This is a genomic window from Shewanella japonica, assembly GCF_002075795.1.
Taxonomy (GTDB): Bacteria; Pseudomonadota; Gammaproteobacteria; order Enterobacterales; family Shewanellaceae; genus Shewanella; species Shewanella japonica.
In genome coordinates this window covers 2,362,037-2,387,934 of record NZ_CP020472.1, presented here as the reverse complement: position 1 = coordinate 2,387,934, position 25,898 = coordinate 2,362,037, and the positions used below count along the sequence as shown (strand labels likewise).

General features: G+C 39.6%; 24 protein-coding genes. 20 read left to right on the top strand and 4 right to left on the bottom strand.

The annotated features are described in order from the left end of the window. Position 1 precedes the first annotated feature (1 nt). The 9 genes from SJ2017_RS10195 (at position 2) to SJ2017_RS21585 (ending at position 8,840) form a co-directional block, all read left to right on the top strand. Positions 2 to 556 (top strand): HyaD/HybD family hydrogenase maturation endopeptidase, encoded by a 555-nt coding sequence (locus SJ2017_RS10195; RefSeq protein ID WP_080915683.1) that lies wholly within the window; start codon positions 2 to 4, stop codon positions 554 to 556. A gap of 127 nt (positions 557 to 683) precedes the next feature. Beyond that, the gene (locus SJ2017_RS10190) at positions 684 to 2,534 is read left to right on the top strand and encodes a hypothetical protein (RefSeq protein WP_156003220.1); all 1,851 of its coding nucleotides are present in this window, start codon (positions 684 to 686) and stop codon (positions 2,532 to 2,534) included. A 10-nt stretch (positions 2,535 to 2,544) separates the two neighbouring features. After that, positions 2,545 to 5,073, top strand: a complete 2,529-nt coding sequence (gene hypF / locus SJ2017_RS10185; protein WP_080915681.1) for a carbamoyltransferase HypF — start codon at positions 2,545 to 2,547, stop codon at positions 5,071 to 5,073. A 103-nt stretch (positions 5,074 to 5,176) separates the two neighbouring features. Then, positions 5,177 to 5,890, top strand: a complete 714-nt coding sequence (gene hypB / locus SJ2017_RS10180; RefSeq protein ID WP_080915680.1) for a hydrogenase nickel incorporation protein HypB — start codon at positions 5,177 to 5,179, stop codon at positions 5,888 to 5,890. 4 nt (positions 5,891 to 5,894) lie between these two features. Beyond that, complete coding sequence (locus SJ2017_RS10175) at positions 5,895 to 6,131, top strand: HypC/HybG/HupF family hydrogenase formation chaperone (protein WP_055023979.1); 237 nt, start codon at positions 5,895 to 5,897, stop codon at positions 6,129 to 6,131. A 2-nt stretch (positions 6,132 to 6,133) separates the two neighbouring features. Then, a complete protein-coding gene (gene hypD / locus SJ2017_RS10170) occupies positions 6,134 to 7,264 on the top strand; it encodes a hydrogenase formation protein HypD (protein WP_080915679.1) in 1,131 nt (376 codons plus the stop codon). Then, positions 7,251 to 8,264 (top strand): hydrogenase expression/formation protein HypE, encoded by a 1,014-nt coding sequence (gene hypE / locus SJ2017_RS10165; protein ID WP_080915678.1) that lies wholly within the window; start codon positions 7,251 to 7,253, stop codon positions 8,262 to 8,264. The genes hypD and hypE overlap by 14 nt, the downstream gene beginning before the upstream one ends. Then, positions 8,264 to 8,611: a hydrogenase maturation nickel metallochaperone HypA gene (hypA, locus tag SJ2017_RS10160; RefSeq protein ID WP_080915677.1), complete on the top strand. Its 348-nt coding sequence runs from the start codon at positions 8,264 to 8,266 to the stop codon at positions 8,609 to 8,611. Before hypE ends, hypA begins: the two co-directional genes overlap by 1 nt. A gap of 64 nt (positions 8,612 to 8,675) precedes the next feature. Beyond that, a complete protein-coding gene (locus SJ2017_RS21585) occupies positions 8,676 to 8,840 on the top strand; it encodes a hypothetical protein (RefSeq protein WP_167692912.1) in 165 nt (54 codons plus the stop codon). Positions 8,841 to 8,911: 71 nt separating this feature from the next. On the opposite strand, the gene pgm is transcribed toward SJ2017_RS21585, so the two are convergent. Then, positions 8,912 to 10,552, bottom strand: a complete 1,641-nt coding sequence (gene pgm / locus SJ2017_RS10155; protein ID WP_080915676.1) for a phosphoglucomutase (alpha-D-glucose-1,6-bisphosphate-dependent) — start codon at positions 10,550 to 10,552, stop codon at positions 8,912 to 8,914. A gap of 20 nt (positions 10,553 to 10,572) precedes the next feature. Continuing rightward, a complete protein-coding gene (gene seqA, locus SJ2017_RS10150) occupies positions 10,573 to 11,241 on the bottom strand; it encodes a replication initiation negative regulator SeqA (RefSeq protein ID WP_080915675.1) in 669 nt (222 codons plus the stop codon). A 340-nt stretch (positions 11,242 to 11,581) separates the two neighbouring features. Here seqA and SJ2017_RS10145 point away from each other — a divergent pair, with 340 nt between their 5' ends. The 7 genes from SJ2017_RS10145 to SJ2017_RS10115 all read left to right on the top strand — a co-directional run bounded on the left by SJ2017_RS10145 (position 11,582) and on the right by SJ2017_RS10115 (position 17,042). Then, a complete protein-coding gene (locus SJ2017_RS10145; RefSeq protein WP_080915674.1) occupies positions 11,582 to 12,346 on the top strand; it encodes an alpha/beta fold hydrolase in 765 nt (254 codons plus the stop codon). Between the two features lie 111 nt (positions 12,347 to 12,457). Continuing rightward, the gene (locus SJ2017_RS10140) at positions 12,458 to 12,679 is read left to right on the top strand and encodes a DUF2788 domain-containing protein (RefSeq protein WP_055023986.1); all 222 of its coding nucleotides are present in this window, start codon (positions 12,458 to 12,460) and stop codon (positions 12,677 to 12,679) included. Positions 12,680 to 12,687: 8 nt separating this feature from the next. Next, on the top strand, positions 12,688 to 12,960 hold the full coding sequence (gene ybfE, locus SJ2017_RS10135; protein WP_055023987.1) for a LexA regulated protein: 273 nt from the start codon (positions 12,688 to 12,690) through the stop codon (positions 12,958 to 12,960). 49 nt (positions 12,961 to 13,009) lie between these two features. After that, on the top strand, positions 13,010 to 13,537 hold the full coding sequence (fldA, locus tag SJ2017_RS10130; protein ID WP_080915673.1) for a flavodoxin FldA: 528 nt from the start codon (positions 13,010 to 13,012) through the stop codon (positions 13,535 to 13,537). A 123-nt stretch (positions 13,538 to 13,660) separates the two neighbouring features. After that, positions 13,661 to 14,884 (top strand): elongation factor P maturation arginine rhamnosyltransferase EarP, encoded by a 1,224-nt coding sequence (gene earP, locus SJ2017_RS10125; protein ID WP_080915672.1) that lies wholly within the window; start codon positions 13,661 to 13,663, stop codon positions 14,882 to 14,884. 47 nt (positions 14,885 to 14,931) lie between these two features. Then, positions 14,932 to 15,492 carry an elongation factor P gene (efp, locus tag SJ2017_RS10120; RefSeq protein ID WP_055023990.1) on the top strand — a complete coding sequence of 187 codons (561 nt, stop codon included), beginning with the start codon at positions 14,932 to 14,934 and terminating at the stop codon, positions 15,490 to 15,492. Between the two features lie 335 nt (positions 15,493 to 15,827). Beyond that, complete coding sequence (locus SJ2017_RS10115; RefSeq protein ID WP_080915671.1) at positions 15,828 to 17,042, top strand: pyridoxal phosphate-dependent aminotransferase; 1,215 nt, start codon at positions 15,828 to 15,830, stop codon at positions 17,040 to 17,042. Between the two features lie 104 nt (positions 17,043 to 17,146). Here SJ2017_RS10115 and cls read toward each other — a convergent pair whose 3' ends face one another. Next, entirely contained in the window at positions 17,147 to 18,598 is a 1,452-nt protein-coding gene (gene cls / locus SJ2017_RS10110) for a cardiolipin synthase (RefSeq protein ID WP_080915670.1), read from the bottom strand. Positions 18,599 to 18,751: 153 nt separating this feature from the next. Here cls and SJ2017_RS10105 point away from each other — a divergent pair, with 153 nt between their 5' ends. After that, a complete protein-coding gene (locus SJ2017_RS10105) occupies positions 18,752 to 19,600 on the top strand; it encodes an endonuclease/exonuclease/phosphatase family protein (protein WP_080917455.1) in 849 nt (282 codons plus the stop codon). Positions 19,601 to 19,656: 56 nt separating this feature from the next. On the opposite strand, the gene SJ2017_RS10100 is transcribed toward SJ2017_RS10105, so the two are convergent. Next, positions 19,657 to 20,529 (bottom strand): hypothetical protein, encoded by an 873-nt coding sequence (locus SJ2017_RS10100; protein WP_156003217.1) that lies wholly within the window; start codon positions 20,527 to 20,529, stop codon positions 19,657 to 19,659. A 259-nt stretch (positions 20,530 to 20,788) separates the two neighbouring features. Between SJ2017_RS10100 and yfbR the strand changes: the two genes are divergently transcribed. From yfbR to adhE, 3 genes are all read left to right on the top strand, one after another. After that, positions 20,789 to 21,397: a 5'-deoxynucleotidase gene (yfbR, locus tag SJ2017_RS10095; protein ID WP_055023994.1), complete on the top strand. Its 609-nt coding sequence runs from the start codon at positions 20,789 to 20,791 to the stop codon at positions 21,395 to 21,397. Between the two features lie 66 nt (positions 21,398 to 21,463). Further along, positions 21,464 to 22,834, top strand: a complete 1,371-nt coding sequence (locus SJ2017_RS10090) for an anti-phage deoxyguanosine triphosphatase (protein ID WP_080915668.1) — start codon at positions 21,464 to 21,466, stop codon at positions 22,832 to 22,834. Positions 22,835 to 23,272: 438 nt separating this feature from the next. Then, on the top strand, positions 23,273 to 25,885 hold the full coding sequence (gene adhE, locus SJ2017_RS10085) for a bifunctional acetaldehyde-CoA/alcohol dehydrogenase (protein WP_080915667.1): 2,613 nt from the start codon (positions 23,273 to 23,275) through the stop codon (positions 25,883 to 25,885). Positions 25,886 to 25,898: the final 13 nt, after the last annotated feature.

Sequence of the window (25,898 nt, the reverse complement as noted above, 5' to 3'; positions counted from 1 at the left end):
CTTGACCTCTACCTTACTTATAGGAATAGGAAACGTATTGTACGCCGATGAAGGTATCGGCGTACATTTCGTTAATTATATCCAAGAGAAATATCAATTTTATCATCCTAATATCACACTCGATTTATTAGATGGCGGTACCCTAGCCCAAGGGTTAATTCCAATATTATGCCGTTACGATAATTTGATCGTCGTCGATACCGTCAACAGTCCTGGGGTTCAACCAGGCGAAGTTTACTCGTTTAACTTTGATCAAGCTCCACCAGAAATTGATTGGCAAGGTAGTGCTCATGAAGTTGAAATGCTGCAAACCTTAATCATGATGGAAATGGTGGGCGACCGCCCAAATACCCATGTTATTGGTGTAACACCAACTGTGATTGAACCAATGACATTAGGTTTAACCCCTCAAATACAGGCCGCAGTGCCAGTGATGGAACAAGCCTTACTTAAGCATCTTAGTCTTCAGGGCTTTAGCTCAAAATGTATTGCAGAGGTAGACATCAATTCATTAATCCCTGATTCTTATAAGCGTGGAGCAAACATGTATGCCTAAAATCAGGTTTAACTTTTTTTGCAATCAACCAATCGCGCTGTACGCAAAGTTGTGTAATCAGTACATCAATGATAATCGGTATTTTTTCACTACAATCCACCAGCTGCATCGGGAGCAACAATTTGATGTGTTGCACCAATATTGTATTGAAGTTGAAGCTGAAGAAAATCAGCTAACCGTAATTGCAGACGAGATAGCCGAACGTTTTTTATATTCAATTTGGCTTGAACGAGCCGAAGTTATTCGTATTACAGAAAGAATCGGCTCACAGGAGCAAATCCTACATTCAAAGCTCAATCAATATTTTTGTCATGCTTGCAGTAAGCCCATAGCAGACCATACAATTCCAGCTGATATCTCATTCGCTTGCCAACAATGCCATGGTGAAAATAATCTTAAACCTTATGAGATAGGCTATAGTCATCATGATATTGCTCAACTTACGACAAAACTGATTAAGGGCGACACGGTTGAGTTAACTTCTGATCTGAAAGCAAGCAGTATGGATCAAGCCAATGGCATCAGGTTATCTTTACTTCCTTTAGCAGCCCAGCAGCTTGACAAAAAAGCATGGCGTCAACAAATTTGTCCACAGATCTTAGCGACCAACCCTGAGCGTATCAGTCGTTATTTCCATATTGCGCCACATCAAGTCCATGCTTTATCAAGCCTTGAAAAACCATCAATAACATTACTTGCTAACAAGCAGCCTTCAGAGTCTGAATCGAGATTAAGTGAAACCCATTATCAAGTGTGTTTTGCAGATTCACGGCTACTATTGCAACTATCAACACACTTGCGACTACAAGGCATTGATTGGCTTTATATTGATAAACAACAAGATGACCTCGCATTAAGCTGGGTAAACCTTGCCTGGGTCGCAAACAAAACTAATGCTGCAGAGGTTAACATCCCTGCTCCTATGCCAAGACATGATATTCAAACTTACGATCAATATGAGGCTACATATTTAAAAGAGACGATTACTTGTAAATCAACGCTATTACCAAGCGGTATAACAAGCAGTCCACATGTAAAAATTCCAGATACAGTTACTCCGATAGCAAAGGTATTTTCAGGGTTTGAAGCCGCGAGCTGTGCATTACATGCAGGGATACTGGCGAATTCTTTCTCAGCATCTCAGTATAAAGCAAATAGACGTCATATAAATAAACAAACAGCAACGAGTGCAGCCTGTATCTACTTATCAAACCAACACCCTAGTTGTGTGATCACTCAAGATACATCAGCAAAGCATGATTGCTTTTTAATGATGCCCGATATTGCTAAATCAGGCGCAAGCATTCTCGCTGAACTAGATAAAAACAAGCATCAAATTAGCGATAAGTTTCGACAAAAATGTAGTCAACGATGCCAAGTCATTAAATCTGTTTCTTTTAGCTCACACAATACTAGCAATAGCTTAGAGCGATTTATTGCAGTAGTGGCCTTGTTTGTATTATCTGAAGCGGACATACGGGCAATTACGCCGTGTAACTTAACGACTGTTGCTGAGACTCAACCGCTAACTTGCAAGCACATCGCCCAGTTAGCCGCTAAATTTCATCAATTAGCTCAATCATACAATGGAAACAATGCCCCACGTATCGACTTCCCGTTATGTGCATATAACGGAGCAAACACTTCTGAATCACAAAAACGTTCGATTAACTGGCAGCAAACGCTTTCATCAGTAATGAGTTTTATGCTTGCTGATGCCAACCCTGCAATAGTGGCCTTTGGTTTTTTTGACTCTTTAGCTGACTATTTAAGTAACTGGATGGATCATCTTGACCAAGAAATGGGTCTTGATGCTGTTGTCTTAGCCGGAAGTGATTTCAGGTACTCAGTGTTAGCAGATAGGCTGTGTTTGCGCTTAGGGAAAAATTATCCAATTGTCGTCAATCGACTACTTGATTTAGACGGTGCAAACCTCGCAGTGGGTGGTTTATTCCTCGCTAAACGTCGACGTTACTAAGGAGTCTTTTATGACCATACACCAAGGTTACCGTCAACAAGTCAGACTTAACATCAATGGAATTGTTCAAGGGGTTGGATTTAGACCCTTTGTTTACCGGTTAGCGACTGAATTGAATCTCGTCGGTTCAGTATTGAATAATCAGCAAGGCGTTTGTATTCATTTACAAGGGTTAAACACCGATATTAACCGTGTTGTGCATCAATTAAAGGTGAACCCGCCTCCTCTAGCTAGAATTGATAAATTGATGATCAAAGAAGAAGCGATTGATCGCGATTTAACACAATTTGAAATAAAAACCAGTCACAGTGAAGACGTCGCAGTCGTTTCAATATCCGCAGACAAAAGCACTTGTGGAGATTGTTTACTGGAAATGCGCGATCCTAATAACAGACATTATTTGTATCCTTTTACCAACTGCACCAATTGCGGGCCACGCTATAGTATCGTTAAACAATTGCCGTATGATCGCGTTAATACCTCAATGGCAACGTTTGAAATGTGTGATGATTGCGCACATGCCTATCATGACCCATTAAATCGACGTTACCATGCTCAACCTGTGAGTTGTCCTAATTGCGGTCCGCAAATACGCTACTCTCAAATCAACTCGGATAAAACAATCACATCAAATGCCAATGACAAATCTCACAACAGTCAACATGTATTGCAAGCAGTGGTTAACGATCTTAACCAAGGTAAAATTATCGCAATAAAAGGCTTAGGGGGATTTCATTTAATATGTGATGCAACAAACGCCAAAGCAGTGAACACTCTACGCCTTCGTAAACAGCGTAAAACTAAACCTTTTGCAGTTATGGCTGTTGATATTAACCAAGCTAAGCAAATAGTTTCGGGTTCATTAAAAGAGTGGCAAATCCTTAATTCAGCTGAAAAGCCCATAACATTATTAAAAAAACGTGATGATATTGCATCTACAATATGCGACGACATTGCACCGGGTATTGATACTTTAGGGGTATTTTTACCCTACACACCATTACATTACTTACTGTTAGATTTATTTAAAAAACCTATTGTTGCAACCAGTGCCAATAAGTCTTCTATGCCAATCATCACGGACTCACAAAACATCATGAGTCAACTAGGCGATGTAATTGATGGAATACTCGACCATAACCGAGATATCGTCAATGCGTGTGATGACAGTGTCGTGCAGGTCATAAATGATGAGTTACAAGTGATAAGGCTTGCTCGGGGTTGCGCACCGTTAAGTATTCCATTACCTCACTCTTTAAAACATGCCCTACTAGGAGTGGGTGCACAGCAAAAAAATACCCAATGCTACGCTTTTAATGAGAACGCATTTGTTAGCCCTTATATTGGTGATTTATTTAATTTAGAAACTGATCAGCATTTCATTAAAACCTTATCGACATTCAATCGGCTTTATCAATTTAACCCTGAACAGATTATTACTGATAAACACCCGACTTATTCTTCAAGCCTGTGGGCTGCAAAACAAGCTGATTTACATCAACTCCCCCTAGCTAAAGTTCAGCACCACTATGCACATGTATTAAGTGTTTTAGCGGCTAACAATTATCAGCATAACGTAATTGCATTTAGTTTTGACGGCACAGGTTTGGGAGATGATGAACAGCTCTGGGGCAGCGAGTGTATGGTTGCTGATGCTGACGGTTTTGAACTTAAAGCACATCTTAACTCGTTTAAATTAATTGGCGGTGAACAAGCTATCAAACAACCAGTAAGAATTTTACTGGCTTTGTTATTTGAGAGTATGACAATTGAACAAGTCATGTCATTACCCATTAATGCAATACAACAAATGGACAAAAGCACGATTACCAATTTACATACCATGTGGCGTAATGATACGGCATGTATCCATAGTCGCTCTATGGGGCGACTGTTTGATGCCGTCGCTGTAGCACTTGATTTAATTGTACAAAATGATTTTGAAGCTCAATCAGGCATGTTAATTGAAACTTATGCAAATGAAGCCATTAAATCGCTGCAATACCCTCAAAATCAAGTTAATGCTTTAGATCTGCTTACACTACAGCGCTTAGACCAGACACTGCCTGACGCTTGTCCTGTTCCCCATTTGAGTATGGAAGCAAATACAAGTAAAGATCAGGTACTAAATAAAAGTCCGGCCGTATTTAACACTGCTTTATTAATACAGCAGCTAGTTAAGGCATTACCTGAAACCTCGTCAGATAATAAGCAAGCGCACCTTTGTTTAGCATTTATCAATAGTATCGCTGACATGGTGTATGACATAGCCAACCAGTCTTCACATCTTAAAGTCGTACTCTGCGGCGGCGTTTTTCAAAATAAACTTTTGAATGAACTCGTAAGAATTAAGCTCACTACCCATGACACTCACCTTGTTAGTAACCTTAAAACCTATGCCAACCGCTCAGAAATAAATGCGATGAAAAACACACGTATTTTACCTAGTCACAAAGTACCCATTAATGATTCGGGAATTTCAGTTGGGCAAGTTTGGTACGCGTATCAGCAACTTAATAGATCACAAACTCAGCATTAACTCATGATAAGAGATAAATAGCTGATATGAATCAAAGAAGTATTACCAACGCTTATTGATACTGGTTTGTACTAGATTCAGGGCGTTTTAAAGGAGTAAATATATGTGCCAAGATTGCGGATGCTCACTGACAGATCATAATCATCTTCATAGTAACCCACAGCTGAATGACACGAAAACCTTGTCGGTTATTCATAAAATACTCGACAAAAATGATCATGAAGCTCAGCATAATCGTGAGCATTTTGAAGCTAATCAGGTTCGTGCTTTTAATTTAATGAGTAGCCCTGGTAGTGGCAAAACAACATTACTCGAACACTTACACGAATATTTAGCTAAAAAGTATGCTGTCATTGAAGGCGATTTAGAAACCTCACGCGATGCGGATCGTCTTATTGCTAAAGGCATAGAAGCATACCAAGTACAAACGGGTTCAGCTTGTCACTTAGACGCATTTATGGTTCATCAAGCATTACATCATATCGATCTTGCGCCTATTGATATCTGTTTTATTGAAAACGTTGGTAATCTGGTCTGCCCTGCAAGCTATGATGTTGGTACCCATCGAAATATCGTTTTACTGTCAGTACCAGAAGGTGACGATAAAATTGAAAAATACCCTGTCATGTTTAGACGTGCTGATCTGGTATTAATCACCAAAATGGATTTAGCAGAACACTTTGATTTTTCATTACTAGAGTGTCGTAAACAACTTCAAAAGCTCAATCCAGATGTCACCCTCATGCCAATATCTATTAAGGACCCACAATCTATCACTGCCGTAGCAAATTGGCTTAATAAGCAATTAGAGGAATAACATTATGTGCTTGTCTGTGCCTTCTCAAGTAACGCAAGTGCATGCTGACTCCACAGTAACTGTCGATACCTTAGGTGTAAAACGTCGTGTTAGTTCTCATCTAATGTCTGAGCCTCTATTAATCGGTGATTTTGTGTTGATACACATCGGATTTGTAATGAATAAAATTGATGAGGAAGATGCAAAACTGAGCTTAGCGTTATACAGAGAAATCGTTGAAAAACTTGAGCAAGAGGAATAAGCATAATGGAATTATCCAACTTGTATAAAGAATTTCGCGATCCGAAAACCATTAGAGCACTTGCTAATGCTATTAAATCTTATGCTAAGACGGTTAATCAAGATATTAACATAATGGAAGTGTGTGGTGGGCATACACACACCATTATGAAATACGGTTTAAATCAAATACTACCATCTAATATCAAATTTATTCATGGGCCTGGCTGCCCTGTGTGTATCATGCCAAAAGAACGCATTGACCATGCCGCCACGTTAGCAATGCAGCCTAATGTCATTTTACTCACATTAGGCGACATGATCAGAGTGCCCGGTTCAAAAGGCAGTTTAGCCAAAATTCGCTCACAAGGTGCAGATATTAGGCCTTTATATGATCCAATGGATGCTTTAAATATTGCAAAACAGCACCCTGATAAACAGGTGATATTTTTTGCAATTGGCTTTGAAACCTCTACACCTATGACTGCGGTACTGATTGATCAAGCTGAAAAGCAGCAAATCAATAACTTATTATTTCATATAAACCATGTACTTGTTCCACCAGCCATTGATGCTGTTATGGCTGATAAAAGAACCCAAGTAAATGCCTTTATTGGACCCGCGCATGTGAGTGTTATAAGCGGAGCTAAAATATATCGTCCAGCTGTAGACCAATATCAAACCCCTGTCGTGGTTTCAGGCTTCGAACCTGTCGATGTTATGGAGTCAATTCTTAATATTGTTAAACAAAAGGCCCAGCAAAAATCAGAATTACAAATTCAATATAGCCGCGCAGTAACTGAAGATGGCAATGTCGCAGCACAAGCACTCATCAATCAATATCTGACAACTAAAACGTCTTTTCGTTGGCGTGGCCTAGGTCCTATACCCAATTCAGCGCTTACTTTAAAACATGAATATGCTCACCGAGATGCTGAAGTCATTTTTCAATCTCAATTACCCAGTGAAGAAATTGATGACCATAAAGCTTGCCAGTGCGGTGACATACTGCGGGGGTTATCTAATCCGCCAGATTGCAAAGTGTTTGGTAAAGGCTGCACGCCAGACAACCCATTAGGTAGCTGTATGGTCAGCTCAGAAGGAGCGTGTAACGCTTATTATCGCTACGCAGGAGTCGCACATGCCAATACGTAAAAACGATCGGATCCAACTAAGTCACGGCGGTGGCGGTAAAGAAATGAATGTATTGATCCATGACATGTTTTTTAAAGCCTTTGCCAATCCAATTTTGGCCGCTGAAGAAGATGCCGCACAACTGCAGCTGTGTGGTACGACAGCTTTTACAACAGACTCTTTTACTGTAGACCCGTTATTTTTTGCGGGTGGAAATATTGGCAAACTCGCTATTGCCGGTACTGTTAACGACTTAGCCATGATGGGTGCCATACCAGAATACTTAAGTTGCAGCTTTATCATTGAAGAAGGCTTTGCAATAACAGATCTGCAAACAATAGTGACGAGTATGGCTGACGAGATGCAGCACTGCGGTGCACACATCGTGTGCGGTGACACTAAAGTTGTGCCTAAAGGGTGTGCTGATGGTATTTTTATCAATACCTCAGGCATTGGCCAAATTGTTAAACCTGATATTTCCGTGAAAAACTTACAACACGACGATGTGATAATCGTTTCTCGAGATATAGGTAGACATGGCGCTGCAATTCTAATGGCAAGAGACAGTTTAACGTTGGAATCGACACTCACAAGCGACTGCGCGACATTGTGGCCGATAGTTGAGCAACTTATTGCATCAAATGTAGACATTCATGCGATGCGTGATGCTACTCGAGGTGGCCTTTCAGCTGTGCTTAATGAATGGGCGCAAGCATCTAATGTTGGTATCAATATCAATGAAACCGCCATTCCAGTCTCTTCGGAAGTACAAGGGCTTTGTGAGCTGTATGGATTTGAACCCTTTGATTTAGCCAATGAAGGCACGTTTATTATTGCCCTGCCACGCAGTGCAGCAGATAAAGCACTAGAAGTCATGGCTCAGTATTGCCATTGCAATCAAGCAGCCATTATTGGCAATGTAACAGACAAGAATCCAGGTAAAGTCGTGCTCAATACACCTTGGGGTAGTAGCCGATATTTAGATATCCCTCAGGGTGAATTACTACCAAGGATTTGCTAATGCACGAATACTCGATTGTGATGTCTCTAATGGAACAAATTACTCAGCTCGCTAAAGATAATAATGCAACTGACATCATAAGGGTCGATATAAAAGTCGGTGTTTTGAGTGGCGTTGAACCACAGTTACTTCAAACGGCTTTCGATACCTTTAAGCTGGGCACTATTTGTAATAATGCTGAATTAAATCTGCAACAACAGGCATTAGTTATCAAGTGTCGGCAATGTAATCAACAAACTGAATTAACTCAGCGAAATATCGTTTGCCCACACTGTTTAAGCTATAAGACACAAGTCATTGATGGCGAAGATATGATGCTCATGCAACTTGAAATGAATTCGATTTGAAAGAGTTAACACTGTTCAAAATTGATTGTTTAACATAACCAACTTAATGATAAAGGACACGACTATGAAAACTAAAATCGCAGCGGTACTCATGGCTATCACACCGTCACTCGCTATGGCACATGAAGGTCATGGCGGTGTTGGCCTTTTCCATCACATGTATGAAGTAGTGCCAGCGATAGTATTAGTCGCTATCGTTGCTTTTATTTTCTACAAGAAATCTAAGTAGCAATGACAACCTCAAAACAAAAAGCCCTCTACTGAGGGCTTTGAAGTCACTATTTATTAATTAATAAATAGCTATGCTTTTAAGGCAGTATCAATCATCACCTGAGCTTGACTGATTATGTCTTGCAGATGGGTTTCGCTTACAAAGCTTTCTGCATATATTTTGAAAAGTGCTTCAGTACCTGAAGGACGTGCAGCAAACCAGCCATTTTCGGTTGTCACCTTAATACCGCCAATCGCAGCGTTATTACCTGGAGCGTGAGACAATATAGCGGTAATGTCTTCGCCTGCTAGGGTTTTATCGGTAAAACTATCTGATGATAATTGCTCAAACTTAGCTTTTTTCTTTAAGCTAATTGGACTGTCGATTCGGGTATAAAAGCTTTCACCGAATTTGTCGGTTAACTCAGCGTATCGCTGTGCTGGCGTTTTGCCAGTTACCGCGATGATTTCAGCAGCAAGCAAAGCTAAAATAAAGCCATCTTTATCTGTACACCAAGTGCTACCATCTTTATTTAAAAAGGCTGCACCTGCACTTTCTTCACCGCCAAACGCAATCGTACTTTGAGCCAATCCATCAACAAACCATTTAAATCCGACAGGCACCTCTAGACATTGACGCTCATGGGATTGGCAGATACGGTCGATAATTGCACTCGAAACCAACGCTTTGCCGATAGCTAAGTCAGCAGACCAATCTTTTCGGTAAGTGAGTAAGTAGTCGATTGCTACAGCTAAATAATGATTTGGATTCATTAAGCCAAAACCGGGACAAACAATGCCATGTCTGTCGTAATCAGGATCATTACCGACACAAACATCAAAGTTTTCACTGTGTGCTAATAAGCCAGCCATAGCGTAAGGAGAAGAACAATCCATACGAATTTTGCCATCTTTATCTAATGGCATGAAGCTAAATGACGGATCAACTTTGTCATTAATGACGGTAATATCTAACCCATGTGCTTGTGCAATCTGGGACCAGTAATAGATACCAGATCCGCCTAATGGATCGACACCAATACGAATGTTAGCTTTTGCAATAGCTTCAAGGTCAATAACACTGCTTAATGCATTGACATATGGAGCGATAAAATCAACGTGATCAATCCAACCTGAATCTACTGCAACACCATAATTAACCTTGTTAACACCAGAGAGTTGTTTGGCAAGATATTCATTAGCTTTACCTTCAATTTGTTTAGTAATCTCAGCTTCAGCAGGCCCGCCATGTGGTGGATTATATTTAATCCCGCCATCTTGTGGAGGATTATGAGAAGGAGTAATAATTAAGCCATCAGTTAAATCGGTACTGTTTCGATTAGCTGCAACGATAGCTTGAGAAACCACAGGAGTTGGGGTAAATCCATCATCCTTTTGAACGCAGACTTTGACTTGATTTGCTGTTAGGACTTCAAGTACTGACATGTACGCTGCATAAGATAATGCATGAGTATCAAAGCCAACAATCATTGGGCCCTTGATGCCGGCTTGTTGACGGTAATCAACGACAGCTTGGGTGATTGCCCAAATATGGTTCTGGTTAAAGCTCGCTTTTAATGCGCTACCACGATGGCCAGAAGTCCCAAAAGTCACCTTTTGCTGAACATCGTCAACATTCGGGATGATGCGATAATAATGGCTCATTAATTTAGGTAAATTGATTAAATCTAACTGTTGAGCCACAGTCCCTGCTCTTTGATGAATCGCCACCCGTAATCTCCCTATCGTAATTAAATGTTATCTGCTATCGATTTTGCCTGAGATTCATTACAACCTAATTGCAATAATACTTCCGATAAAATCGTACGCTTTTTCGCCGTATTATTGTTGGTTGTTACCCAATAACCGCTGTCACCAATTTCCTTTGGATTAGCAGATTGACTTGCTGATAATAATTCAGCTTTTGAACGTGCAAAATACAAACGACCGCGACCTTGAATTTTAAGGATTTGGTCAAATGTTGAAGGTGTTAATACTGATAGTGATTCAAGTAAGAACATAAAGCGACCTACTGCCCCTTTTTGCTGAGCTAGCATATGTTCATGAACCAAGTTACTAAAATCAACAGGTGTGTTTGGCGTTGCAATATTTGCCTCGTTACCTGAAAGTGCAGCCGTGTTACTGACGGTGCTAACTTCTGCAGAGCTGGTTTCTATTTCTGCTTCAACGGCTGACTGATCATTTTCTATTGAAGTAGCTTCAGATGAAACGGCAACAGATTGGGTATTTGCAGAAGCTTCTAGACTTGGGTGACTAATATCAAGTGGCTCTGCGTGCTCAACAGCTTCTACAGATAACTCTAACAAACGACGTAAAATATCAGATGCACTTTCGCCAATACGTTCTGTTTTGCTAGCAATATAACGATAGAGCTCTTCATCTACCTCAATATATTTCATATTAGTCTTATTCCTTTTGGCTTAAACGAATGCCGCCAAATGCATTGCCTTGTAAAACGTCATACTCTTAATCATTATGATAGTTATAAACAAGTTAAGGGCGGCTAAAGGATCGATTTTGATCGATCTTAATCATGTTCACAGTCTACCCATGTGTGGCAAAACGATAAAGAGCTAATGTCACTTAATCTCTTAAAAATGAGTCGATTTCATCAGTTAATCTTGCTGGTGGATTGATTAATGAACATTTTAGATTTTTTTAATCTGATAACTCACTTGAAATCCAGCTAGGTTTAAAGGCAAAATCACGCCTCATTAATCATCATGTAGAGAAAAGTGAATGCATTACGTTTCGACAGGACAAGGACCAGCAGTGGTATTAATCCACGGCTTATTCGGTAATTTAGACAACCTAAAGAATCTAGCGAATGCATTAGAGCCTCATTATCAAGTTATTCGTGTTGACTTGCCAAACCATGGACAAAGTCAGCACTGGCAACAAATGGATTACCCTCAATTAGCACAAGAATGTGTGAACCTATTGTCTACATTAGCAATACCAGAAGCCCACTTTGTTGGTCACTCGATGGGCGGCAAAGTCGCAATGGCATTGGCGCTACTTCATCCAGTAAAAGTAACCAGTTTGGTGGTCGCTGATATTGCGCCTGTGAGTTACTCACCAAGGCATCAAAAAGTGTTTGCTGGATTAACAAGCTTACCTCTTGATAGCAAAACCACCCGTAAAACGGCTTTAGAACATCTTTTAGCTGCTGACATTGATGTCGGCACTGCGCAGTTTTTACTTAAGAATCTACAACGCACAGATACGGGTTTTGAATGGAAAATGAATCTTGCTGGTCTCATTGAAAATTACCCGCAAATCATTGGCTGGGATATGCCTAACACCAGCTTCAATAAACCTTGTTTTTTCATTAGAGGTGGAGAATCTGAATACGTTACAGCAGAACATACAGACGCTATTATGCAACAGTTTCCAAAGGTGAGTGCTAAAACGATAAACGGTACTGGCCATTGGTTACATGCACAAAAGCCAGAGATTTTTAATCGTTTAGTTGTTGAGTTTATTGACAAGCATTCGGTATAAATCTTTACGTAAATTTTAATCAATTGAACTAAGCAGATATAGCCCACGTATCATCAATGTGATATATTCCTGCCCTCTTTTTAGCCTTAAAGCAAAACGAATGGTAAAAACATGTTGAATCAATACATGGATCAAATTGAGACCTTAGGTCTAAACTTGTTTTTTGCTTTAATCTTTTTCTTTATAGGCATGGCGATTCACGATGTGCTCAAACAAGGTAAAGTACCTAAGTTTGGTCGTTATATCGTTTGGTTAGTATTATTCCTTGGCTGTGCCGGGTTTGTAGCAAAAGGTATTATTCAGATGACCTGGGAAGGCTCAGGCGTCGGTTAAACAAAACGATGGCAAAAGAATCAACAGACAGAACAACGATTGACCTGTTTGCTTCTGAAAAACGTCGTGGACGTCCAAGAAGCAACCCCTTAAGTCGGGAACAACAGCTAAAAATCAATAAGCGTAATCAGATCCAACGTGATCGCGCTAACGGATTAAAACGAATAGAGTTAAAGGTGTCACAAGTTTTGTATGACGCCTTGAACGAACAAGCATTGGCCAGTAACATCAGCCGTAGCCAGTTAATCGAATTAATCCTGCAACAACAAATCGACAACTGAACCGTTTTTTACAATTCGCAAGACGAACTAGATATTTAAAGGATAGACAATGGCAACTGTAGGTCTTTTTTTCGGTAGTGACACGGGTAACACCGAGGCTGTAGCCAAAATGATCCAGAAAAAACTGGGTAAGCAAATGGTTGATGTTAAAGACATCGCCAAAAGCACCAAGGAGCAAATCGCTGAATTCGATTTACTATTATTCGGTATCCCGACTTGGTATTACGGTGAAGCACAATGTGACTGGGATGATTTCTTTCCAGATCTAGAGCAAGTTGATTTCACAGATAAGCTAGTTGCTATTTTTGGTTGTGGTGACCAAGAAGATTACGCAGAGTACTTCCTGGATGCTATGGGCATGGTTGGTGATATTGTTTTTGCACGTGGTGGTATCATCATTGGTCATTGGCCAACCGAAGGTTATGACTTTGAAGCCTCTAAAGGCTTAGTTGATGACAAACATTTCATCGGCTTAGGTATTGACGAAGATCGTCAACCTGAATTAACTGAAGAACGTGTTGATGCATGGGTTAAGCAAATTTACGAAGAAATGTGCTTAGCAGAATTGGAAGACTAATCTCGTCTCAATTCTCCTATTAAAAAGCGGCTTAAGCCGCTTTTTTTGAGTCCGCAACAAACTCATTAGAATAAGTCATAATTTCAACATGATAATCTAGCTAATTAAAGTGATGCCAACGCCGTGAATAAACAAGTTAATTATAATACTCCTCACTGGGACGTCTTCTGTGCTGTTGTTGATAACTACGGTGATATCGGTGTCACTTGGCGATTAGCAAAACAGTTACATGCAGAATATGGCATTACGATTAACTTATGGGTTGATGATCTCAAAAGTTTCTCACATATTTTACCTAAGCTTGACCCGTTCGCTTCAATTCAATGCTTTTATGGTGTGAATATTTATCAATGGAACCAGCCACTAGATATTAATTTTATACCAGGGGAGCTATTAATTGAGGGATTTGCCTGTGAACTTCCCTCACAGGTAATTGAAGTAATTGAGAGTCAACATCAAGCGTATAAGCAATCAAACGGTCATGCTATTGCACCACCAAAGTGGATTAACCTTGAATACTTATCGGCAGAAGATTGGGTAAACAGCTGTCATGGCCTTCCATCTATGCAGCCTAGTGGCATCAAGAAGCATTTCTATTTCCCAGGTTTTACCCGAGAGTCAGGCGGCTTAATATGTGAATCTTCATTATTTGATGAACGGGATCAATGGCAATCAGATGTTTCTAATAAAATGGCCTTGTTTAGCCAACTAAATCTTAAAGGTATCGAGTCATCTGATACTGTAATTAGTGTATTTAGTTACGAATCCACTGCATTAACTCAGTTATGTAAGCATTGGACAAAGGGTACATTTGATCAAACTAGTGATGTTATTACTCCTATTCATGCTTTGATACCCAAAGGTAAAAGTTTATCGAGTCTTGCGTCATTTTTAGATATCCCAATCGACTCTATCAACAGCGGTCAATCATTTACTGTAGACCATTTAACTATTCATGTTTTGCCCATGACAGATCAAACTCAGTTTGACCGCCTATTATGGAGCTGTGACTTCAATATTGTACGAGGGGAAGACTCGTTTTTACGTGCTCAATGGGCTGCAAAACCATTTATTTGGCACATATACCCGCAAGAAGATGATTATCATCTAGTAAAATTGCAGGCTTTTGTTAATATCTACATTCAGAAACTTGATGATGACATTGCAACTAATTGGTCTAAAACCAATTTTGCGTTCAATCAACAAGGTGCTGATGTCGTTAAACATTGGCAAAAACTAATTTCAGCGCAATTGCCGTTATTGCAGCATGCAAAACAATGGGCAATTGATGCTAAAACAGGTGCAGATCTTGCGTCTCGACTGGTTCAATTCGTTAAAACCAGCTAAGATACTGCACAATTAAAATTACTACCTAAACATATAGGAATAATGCAATGAAAACTGCTCATGAACTCCGTCCTGGAAACGTGATCATGTTAGATGGCAGCCCATGGGTTGTTCAAAAAACTGAAACAACTCGCTCTGGCCGTAACGCTGCTATCGTTAAAATGAAGCTTAAAAACGTACTTTTAGACTCTACTACTGAAACCACCTTTAAAGGTGAAGATAAGATGGAAGACATCATCTTAGAGCGTTTAGACTGTACTTATTCTTACTATGCTGATCCTATGTATGTATTCATGGATGCAGAATATAACCAATACGATGTTGAAGCTGACAACCTAGGTGACGCTGCTGCATATATCGTTGATGGTATGGAAGAGCAATGCTCTGTTACTTTCTACGAAGGTAAAGCGATTTCAGTTGAATTACCTGTCACTATCGTACGTGAAGTCACTTACACTGAGCCTGCTGCTCGTGGCGATACTTCTGGTAAAGTAATGAAGCCTGCAACTATCACTGGTGGCGGGACTGTTACTGTTGCTGAATTCGTTAAAATCGGCGATAAAATCGAAATCGATACTCGCACTAACGAATTCAAAAAACGCGTATAATCGCCAGCATAATTGATCATTGTTAATACAGTGATAATTAAGTGGTAATTAAGTGAATCAAAGGCCAGCAATTGCTGGCTTTTTTATTGGGTACATTGAAATTATTAAGACTTTATTTCACTAGCGTCTTTACCTTCTTCACCCCTCACAAACAAGTAAAAACACTTTAAACCACACCTTTTCCAGAACAATACTTCAGCAATTTCACTTAAAAACCTGCTCGTCAGAATAAAACGCTAAAAATATACTCTCAAAAATTAAATAGTGCTTTTATATCCCTATTAAATTCGTTATTGTTCGCTGACTTAAGTCGTATTTAGTAAGGTTAAGCAAGTATGCGTCCCATTATCAAATCCAATAAACTCGATAGCGTTTGCTACGATATTCGAGGCCCTGTTCACAAAGAAGCTCGTCGACTAGAAGACGAAGGCCATCGTATTTTAAAGTTAAACATTGGCAACCCCGCCCCATTTGGATTTGAAGCACCTGAAGAAATTGTTCGTGATGTCATTTTAAACCTGCCTAGTGCGCAAGGGTATTGTGAATCAAAAGGGTTATTCTCTGCCCGAAAGGCGATTGTTCAGCACTATCAAGCCCATGGTATTCATGGGATCGATATTGAAGACGTTTACATTGGAAATGGCGCATCTGAATTAATTTGTATGGCGTTACAAGGATTACTCAATACCGATGATGAAGTCCTTATTCCATCGCCTGATTATCCGCTCTGGACAGCTGCTGCAAACCTTGCAGGCGGTAAAGCGGTTCATTATCGCTGTGACGAAGAATCTGATTGGTTTCCTGACTTAGATGATATTAAAAGCAAAATCACTTCTAGAACTCGTGGCATTGTGATCATTAATCCTAACAACCCGACAGGCGCTGTTTACAGCAAAGCGTTATTATTAGAAGTCATTGAGTTATGTCGTCAACATGACATTATTTTATTCGCCGATGAAATTTATGACAAAATCTTATATGACGAAGCCGTTCATACCCATGCAGCGTCCCTGTCAGATGATATTTTAACCGTTACGTTTAATGGCTTATCTAAGGCTTATCGAGCTGCAGGTTTCCGAGTCGGTTGGATGGTACTCAGTGGCAATTTAAAATCGGCCAAAAACTATATTGAAGGTTTAGACATGTTGGCTTCAATGCGTTTATGCTCAAACGTGCCCAATCAACATGCAATTCAAACCGCATTAGGTGGATATCAGAGTATTAATGAATTAATCCTACCCAATGGTCGCTTAACGGCGCAGCGTGATGTCTGTTATGAAGTATTAAACAGTATTCCTGGTGTTAGTGTTAAAAAGCCTAAAGGAGCGCTCTACGCTTTCCCTAAGCTCGATATGAAGAAATTCAATCTACGAGATGATGAACGCCTAGTACTTGATTTGTTGAAGTCACAAAAAATCTTATTAGTGCAAGGTACCGCTTTTAATTGGCCAGAACCCGATCATGTTCGTGTTGTCTTTCTACCTCATAAAGAAGATTTGCATAAAGCATTATCAGACTTTGGTAATTTCTTGGAAGATTATTCTCAATAAATAAAGCACACGATGCTTGTACACAAACAAGATAAACATCAAAAGCTTGAAGATTAACTAGCCACTGCTTAAACAGTGGCTTTTTTATGCCTCTGAATAAAGGCTTATAGTAAGGGGCTAAATAGATAAAACACTTGCTCAATGACTCGGCGATACATCGGACGCTTCTGCCATTCATCATGCGATAACCTGTCAGAATTATCCATGTAAGTCTGTAACAACCCCTTTAGCTTTGTGGCAAATTTGATGTCATCTACCGCAAGCGTCAATTCGAAGTTTAGCCATAAACTGCGCATATCCATATTAACAGTACCAATCAAACAATGTTCGTCATCAATTAACACGGATTTGGTATGCAATAAACCATCATTAAATTGATATATATTGACATTAGCAGCTAACAGCTCACTAAAGAACGAACTGCTGGCCCATTTCACCATTGTCGAGTCATTGCGCCTAGGAATAATAATGTTTACTTCAACCCCACGTAGTGAGGCAGTAACTAACGCATCTAACAATTGTTCACTTGGTACAAAATATGGCGTGGTGATAACAATTTTCTTTTGCGCTTGATACAAACTTTGCAGTAAAACTTGATGAATGACTTCTTCAGGCATACCTGGACCAGATGGAATGGCCTGTACTAAAGATGACGTATCAGTACATTGTGCTTTGTCTGGGAACGCTGGCAATAAACGTTCGTTAGTTTCAACTTCCCAGTCCCAAGCACTAACGGTATTGATAACAGGAACAACTGGTCCAGTAATCCGAACCATCATATCGATCCACTCTCCAACACCATCTCCCTGTTTGAAGTATTTAGGGTCAACTAAATTCATCGAACCTGTATAACCAATATGGTTGTCTATAACCACTATTTTACGGTGAAGTCGCAGGTCCATCCTTCTAAAAAACATCCGTATAGGACTAACAATTAACGCTTGAACTACGTTGATATCAGATTTTTTCATCGCTTTAGGCCATTCAGACTTAAAGAATTGTCTACTGCCAGCGGCATCTAATAATAAGTTAACTTTTACACCTCGATTCGCAGCGCTAATTAACGCCTTAGCAACTTCATCCGCTAATCCACCGGGATGCCAAATATAAAACTCCATATTGATGGTCGTTTTAGCGTGATTAATATCGTTAATTATCGCGTGTAATATTTGCTCGGGCGTGTGCTGTAACTCTAATTCATTTGAAGTGAGTGAAGGAATATTAAGCTGTGAGTCGCACAACTTACTAATTGAAGCGGCATAATCACTTTGCTTATCTGGTTGGTGTGAATTATGGCTATATAGCGTACTAAACCACTTCCCATAGGGTTCATACATTGCTTTTGAGCGGCTTGAGCGAGCTTTGCCTAGATGCAATTCGCCAAAAAGCATATAGGCAAATACACCGACAAAAGGCAGAAAATAAATGATCAGTAACCAAGAAAAAGATACGCCAATACTGCGACGTTTAATGACAATACGGGTCGCTACGGCGCCTAATATCAGCCAATATAGAAAGACACCAAGGACCGCAATGATTTGAGTTAACTGATCCATTTTTAAAAATGTTATCCTTGGTGCTAGAGAATAGTAGAATGATTAATAGTAAAGTTTGATTGTACTCAATTCTTTATAAATCGTCACAAATGGCATTAATCTTCGTTAATAAATTGCATTCTAGTGACTAAACTTCGCTATTGTGAGGCTCAATTGCAGACAAGAAGTATTCAATATTGGCTGTTATTTACGTTTGTAACGATTTTAGGGATTTATATCGTTGCTATTTGCTATTTTAACGGTAATCCCGAGATCATGATGACGGAATCAAAACCCTATTTTTCTAGCCAATGCCTTTCCAAAGACACCACTTCACCACTCGATAGAAATGGACGGTTGAGTATTGCTGTCTGGAATATATACAAGCAAAAAAAGCAAGATTGGCAACCCGTACTTAAGCAGTTAACAGATCATAATGATCTTGTATTATTACAAGAAGCCAAACTCAATCATACATTTGCCACTTATCTTGAAGAGATTCATCATCACGTAGTGATGGCTAAAGGCTTTAAGTTATTGAATGTACCTATGGGTGTCATGAACATTTCATCACAGCCAGCCAATCAGGCTTGTGCTTATCAAACCACTGAGCCTTTAATACGGTTTGCAAAATCAACGCTTGTCGCATCTTATCCATTATCAACCGGTGAAACGCTTATGGTGGTTAATCTCCATGGAGTCAATTTTGACATTCGATTAAATCGTTTCGAAGCTCAATTTAAACAAGTCATCCACAAAATCAGTTCACACCGTGGGCCTATTATTCTTGCTGGTGATTTTAATACATGGCGTGATGGCAGGCTTAACATCGTAAAGCATCTGACACAGGGAATAAGACTACAAGAAGCGCACTATAGAACTGATTTTAGAAAACGCGTATTTGGCTTGCCATTAGATCATTTATATTACCGTGGGCTTACTTTGGTTGAGGCTAATTCTGATAGGACGACAGCATCAGATCATAACCCGATCAAAACACAATTCATGTTGATGAATGAATAACGGTGCCCCTTAGAGAGCCTAATTAGTATTGTATTTCAATCTGTCACAATGCAGAGCTAGAAGACTTTGAGGTTAATTAAACGTGGCTCATTACAAGTAAAGCGATAAAAATCAGTTTCTCTGTCTTGCCTACCAACAAACACGATCGCAGCCTTTTTATCAGTGCCTTTGACCAGTTGTTGTATGTGTTTTAAGCGTTCGACCAAGTGATTAATGCTTGTTTGGGTCCAACTAGCAATATTAATTTCGATATAATATGGCTTTAGATTTTGCTTTTTACCGTCCACTTCTTGCCACCAGCCAGCCGAAAGTTTTACTGTTATGGTATTTTCTGTAATGCCAGGTTTCTCCCAAGATAATGTGGAATAGAACACTTTATTTTCATCATCTTTGCTTTGAAATCGAAATTTTTGTTTGCCCACTGGATTTAAGATTTTTTGGAAAACATCTCGATATTCAGAACCAGTTATTCCTTCAAAGTTAAGCTTTCTATCTCGGTCGTAAGGAAAATTAAAATATTGATCAACTACTGTTTGAAATGAACTCGTCACATAGTTATTTTTCTGACGAACGCCCAAATCTGCTTTAGCAGCTCTTTTAGAATGAGACGTGTCAGTCCCCTTTTCATCTGACACTTCAGGACTTTGTTTTACCGATTTTGCTGCAGTTAGATTAAAACAATTAGGATAAGATAATGGAAAGCCTTCTTCAGTAGTAATCCTAGACTTCTTAGCTTGTTCTCTAATTGTAGACACGGCTTTAGCAAAACAATGTGGCTTATGTTCTTTATTCTTACCGGTTTTAAAATAAGGTTTACGTAAGTTAATGGCTTTTTTATAAGAACATGGGATTAGTTCAACGCCGCATTCATCGCATATAAAGGTATGGGATTTAACGTTTTCAAGGAGGTACAAATCTTCATTAGTCATGCGTTTATTTAACTCAACGCAGTGGGCATCATCCATGTCAATACTCTATGATTAGATCAATAAGTCAGAGTAAAACTATCACATCCTAAATTCAACAATATCGACAAATATCATTAAATTAATGAATAAAAACAAGGTAATGTTCTGGCAGTTACTGAATAACTGCAGTAATGTTAACCAACAAAAAGGCTTATTTATAATAACGTTTAAGCCTGAGGCTTTTTGAATTCAGCGAGTCACTACTCACTAAGGGGCGAACATGAAACCAAGTACCTTTATGGCATGGATAACACGTATGCCATTATTAGAACGCTGGGCATTGATGCATTGCTTTCAAAAAGAAAATGTATCTGAACATTGTCACCAAGTCGCTGTCATAGCACACCTTTTGGTCGTGATTAAAAACAAACGCTTTGGTGGTCAACTCAATCCAGAAAAAGCCGCTACCATAGCCTTGTATCACGAAGTATCAGAAACCAAATTACAAGATATCAATTCAAACACTAAATACCACAGCCCTGAATTTACTAAAGCATTTAAAAAACTTGAAGATTTAGCTGAAAAGGAATGCTTAGCATCCCTTCCTGACGATCTTAGAGATGAAATGGAACCTTTACTGGTGCAATCAGAGGTCGATCCTGAATATAAGGCCATAGTCAAAGCCGCTGATATATTACAAGCATACGTTAAAACTATGAACGAATTGAGATTTAACAATGATGAATTTCACCATGTTAAAGATAACTTAGATCGTAAACTAAGTGAGATCCAACAGGCTTTACCTGAAGTAAAATGCTTTATAGATATATTTTTAGATAGCTGCACTTCAACACTCGATAAACTAACCCAAGATGATCCCCATCTATAGTTAGTTCAACAATTAAAATCTTTTGTTCAATGAACGACCCAATTGCAAGCACGTAAAGGAAGCGCCATGTCAGATACCATTTCTTATAATAACGCATCAAATGAAACTCCTTGGCATGCAAGACGATTAGGTGAAGATAAAGCCCGACGCAATGATCATCGCAGCCCTTTTCAACGTGATAGAGCTCGTATATTACATTCCGCAGCATTTAGAAGACTACAAGCTAAAACCCAGGTTCATGGTATTGGTATGAATGACTTTTTTCGTACTCGGTTAACCCATTCATTAGAAGTATCGCAAATAGGCACTGGTATAGCGGCTCAATTAAAACGTAAATACCCACACATAAGCCATTTGTTAGATTCAATGAGTTTAATAGAATCATTATGTTTAGCACATGATATTGGCCACCCGCCTTTTGGTCATGGTGGTGAAGTCGCATTAAATTATATGATGCGAAATCACGGAGGATTTGAAGGAAATGGGCAAACATTTCGGATTTTAGCTCGTCTTGAGCCTTACACTGAGTATTGGGGAATGAACCTAACCCGCAGAACGTTACTCGGTATTTTAAAGTACCCAGCCCTTTATCATCAGCTTCATATTGATCTCGGACAGCAAGAAATTAAAAACCATCGTCAACTTAAACCATCCGAGTGGCCGCCAGTAAAAGGCTTATTCGATGATGATAAAGATATCTATGATTGGGTATTATCAGCCCTGTCGACCCAAGACAGAAACCGGTTTGTCAGTTACAAAAGCACTGGCGTATCTGTTTACCCTCATCTTAAAACGCAATATAAATCTTTTGACTGTTCCATTATGGAATTAGCTGATGATATTGCTTATGCAGTCCATGATTTAGAAGATGCTATCGTGATGGGTGTTGTGTCACCAAAACAATGGCAACAAGATGTTGCTTCTCATTTATCACTGAGTGAGGATGAATGGCTTAGCAATGAGTTTACTCATATCGCAGAGAAATTGTTTTCACATCAACATCACCTCCGTAAAGATGCCATTGGTACCCTAGTTAATGGATTTGTCACTGCGATTGTCATTGATGAAGATCACCTGTTTGATGAACCCTTGCTGCGTTTTAATGCCAAACTAGAGCCAGCATTTGCTGATGCCTTAACGACACTGAAAAATTTCGTATTCAAGTTCGTTATTCGAAAACCTGAAATTCAAATGCTTGAATACAAAGGACAACAAATCATTATGGAGTTATTCGAAGCATTTGAATCCGACCCGCAACGTTTATTACCGCTAAATACTCAAGAGCGTTGGCAACATGCCAAGGAAAATAATTTGAACGAAATGCGTGTGATTGCCGATTATATTTCGGGAATGACAGATGAATTTGCTGGACGATTACATCAGCAACTGTTCGGTCCAAAGTCAGCGGGTATTTTTGAAATCAGTTTAGAGCGCTAACCCGACATATACGGCAGTCGACCTATCAAGTAGCACTGCCGTATGCCCCTTATTAACCCATAACCCCTTTAAAGCTGACTTTTAGCGTTATCGCTCGTTATCTATATATAATCCTAACTGTGATTCCATAAGTAAATTAGCCTAGTGGCAATCTGCTAATGACCTGAGATTATTCATCAATTTACCTGCTAAATTAACACTAAAGTGCACTATTCAATGACTTCCATTTTTAGTTCAATAAATCCGCATATGATTAGCAACTGCAACGTTAAATCCGCTCACGCTAACTGTAATAAAATTACACTTAACTTGAATCTGTGGGCTTGATCACGACATAAATGCCTCTAAAGAGGTAATTTTATAACAGAGGGACAAATTAAGAATTTGAAAGAGTCGTTAACTAAACTGATTTAGTTAACTATTTTTAAGGGAGTGATTATGACTGTCACCAATTCTGAACAACTTAACCAATTAGTCGATCGTGTTGCCAAGGCGCAAAAAGAATTTGCTAATTTCAGCCAAGAACAAGTCGATAATATATTTAGAGCTGCTGCACTCGCTGCAACTGATGCTCGTATTTCGCTGGCCAAAATGGCAGCAAGTGAAACCGGTATGGGGTTACTTGAAGATAAAGTCATCAAAAATCACTTTGCATCAGAGTACATCTATAACAAGTATAAAGATGATAAAACCTGCGGCATTATCGATGAAGATGTCACATTCGGTACAATAACAATTGCAGAACCTGTCGGTATTATCTGTGGCATAGTCCCCACCACTAACCCAACCTCAACAGCAATTTTTAAAGCGCTAATTAGCCTTAAAACGCGAAATGGGATTATTTTTTCACCCCATCCTCGAGCAAAAGAATCAACCACAACAGCAGCAAGAATTGTACTTGAAGCCGCCATTGAAGCTGGCGCTCCCAAAGATATCATTGGTTGGATTGACGAACCTTCAGTTGCGCTTTCGAATCAGTTAATGACTCATGACAGAATTAATCTCATTTTAGCAACTGGTGGTCCTGGTATGGTAAAAGCGGCTTATTCTTCTGGTAAGCCAGCAATTGGTGTCGGTGCGGGTAACACCCCTATCGTGATTGACGAAACAGCTGACATCAAACGTGCCGTGAGTTCGATTCTCATATCTAAAACGTTCGATTACGGTGTTGTGTGTGCTTCTGAACAAGCCGTTGTGGTTGTTGATAGTATTTACGATCAAGTCAAAGAGCGTTTTGCTAGCCATGGTGGCTACATGCTATCTAAAAAAGAAACAAAGGCTATGCAAGGTGTCATTCTTAAAAATGGCGGCTTAAACGCAGATATCGTTGGTCAAAGCGCCGCGACGATTGCTGCTATGGCAGATATTACTGTCCCAAGCTGGACCAAAGTATTGATTGGCGAAGTCTCTGACATTTCTGATGCAGAAGCATTCGCCCATGAAAAACTATCGCCATTACTAGGTATGTATAGAGCAACCGACTTTAACGATGCAATGGATAAAGCTGAAGCATTAGTCACCCTAGGCGGTATAGGCCACACATCAGGTCTATATACCGATCAAGATAGTCAAAGCGATCGAGTTAAAGCGTTTGGTTTTAGAATGAAAACCGCCCGTATCTTAATTAATACTCCAGCCTCTCAAGGTGGAATTGGTGATTTATATAACTTTAAACTCGCACCATCATTAACCTTAGGTTGTGGTTCATGGGGCGGTAACTCTATCTCAGAAAATGTGGGTCCTAGTCATTTAATTAATAAGAAAACCGTCGCGAAAAGGGCTGAAAATATGTTGTGGCATAAACTTCCATCTTCAATTTATTTCCGCCGTGGCAGTTTACCTATCGCACTTGAAGAACTTGAAACTAAAAAACGAGCCTTGATCGTTACCGACAAGTTCCTGTTCAATAACGGTTATTGCGACGAAACCATCAAGATTTTAAAAGCTCAAGGACTTGAAACTGAAGTATTTTATGAAGTTGAAGCGGATCCGACCTTAGCGATTGTTAAACAAGGTGCAAAGGTCGCTCAAAGCTTTCAACCTGATGTCATAATTGCACTAGGTGGCGGTTCACCAATGGATGCGGCTAAAATCATTTGGGTTTTATATGAGCATCCTGACGTTGATTTTGCAGATTTAGCACTACGCTTTATGGATATCCGTAAGCGTATCTATAAATTCCCTAAACTGGGCGTAAAAGCTCAAATGGTGGCCATCCCAACCACGTCAGGAACAGGCTCTGAAGTGACCCCTTTTGCAGTTGTAACTGATGAAGTATCTGGGATGAAATACCCTATTGCGGATTACCAGTTAACACCCAATATCGCCATTGTCGATCCTAACTTAGTAATGGATATGCCAAAATCATTAACCGCTTTTGGTGGAATTGATGCGGTTACTCACGCATTAGAAGCCTATGTTAGTGTGATGGCAAATGAGTTTAGCGATGGTCAAGCACTACAAGCACTAGATTTACTGGTTGAGTATCTACCAGCAGCTTACGAGCAAGGATCGAATGCACCTGTTGCCAGAGAGAAAGTTCACAATGGCGCCACGATTGCTGGTATTGCATTTGCTAACGCTTTCTTAGGAATTTGCCACTCTCTTGCTCATAAACTTGGCGCTGAATTCCACTTAGCCCACGGTCTTGCAAATGCATTATTAATCAGTAATGTCATTCGCTTTAACGCGACTGACATGCCAACTAAACAAGCCTCTTTCAGCCAATATGATCGTCCAAAAGCCCTGTGTCGTTATGCAACGATTGCAGATCACCTAAAACTTGACGGTGTGGAAAAAGCTAAAACTGATAATGACAAAGTTGAACTACTAATAGCAAAAATTGATGAACTAAAATCGGTTGTCGGAATACCAGCTTCAATTCAAGAAGCAGGTGTTAATGAAGCAGACTTTTTAGCAAAACTCGATGAACTAGCAGAACATGCATTTGATGATCAATGTACTGGTGCTAACCCACGTTATCCTTTGATCAAAGAGTTAAAGCAAATATTACTCGATAGCTTTTATGGTAAGGCGTATCAAGATAGCTAAACATTTCCCCTTT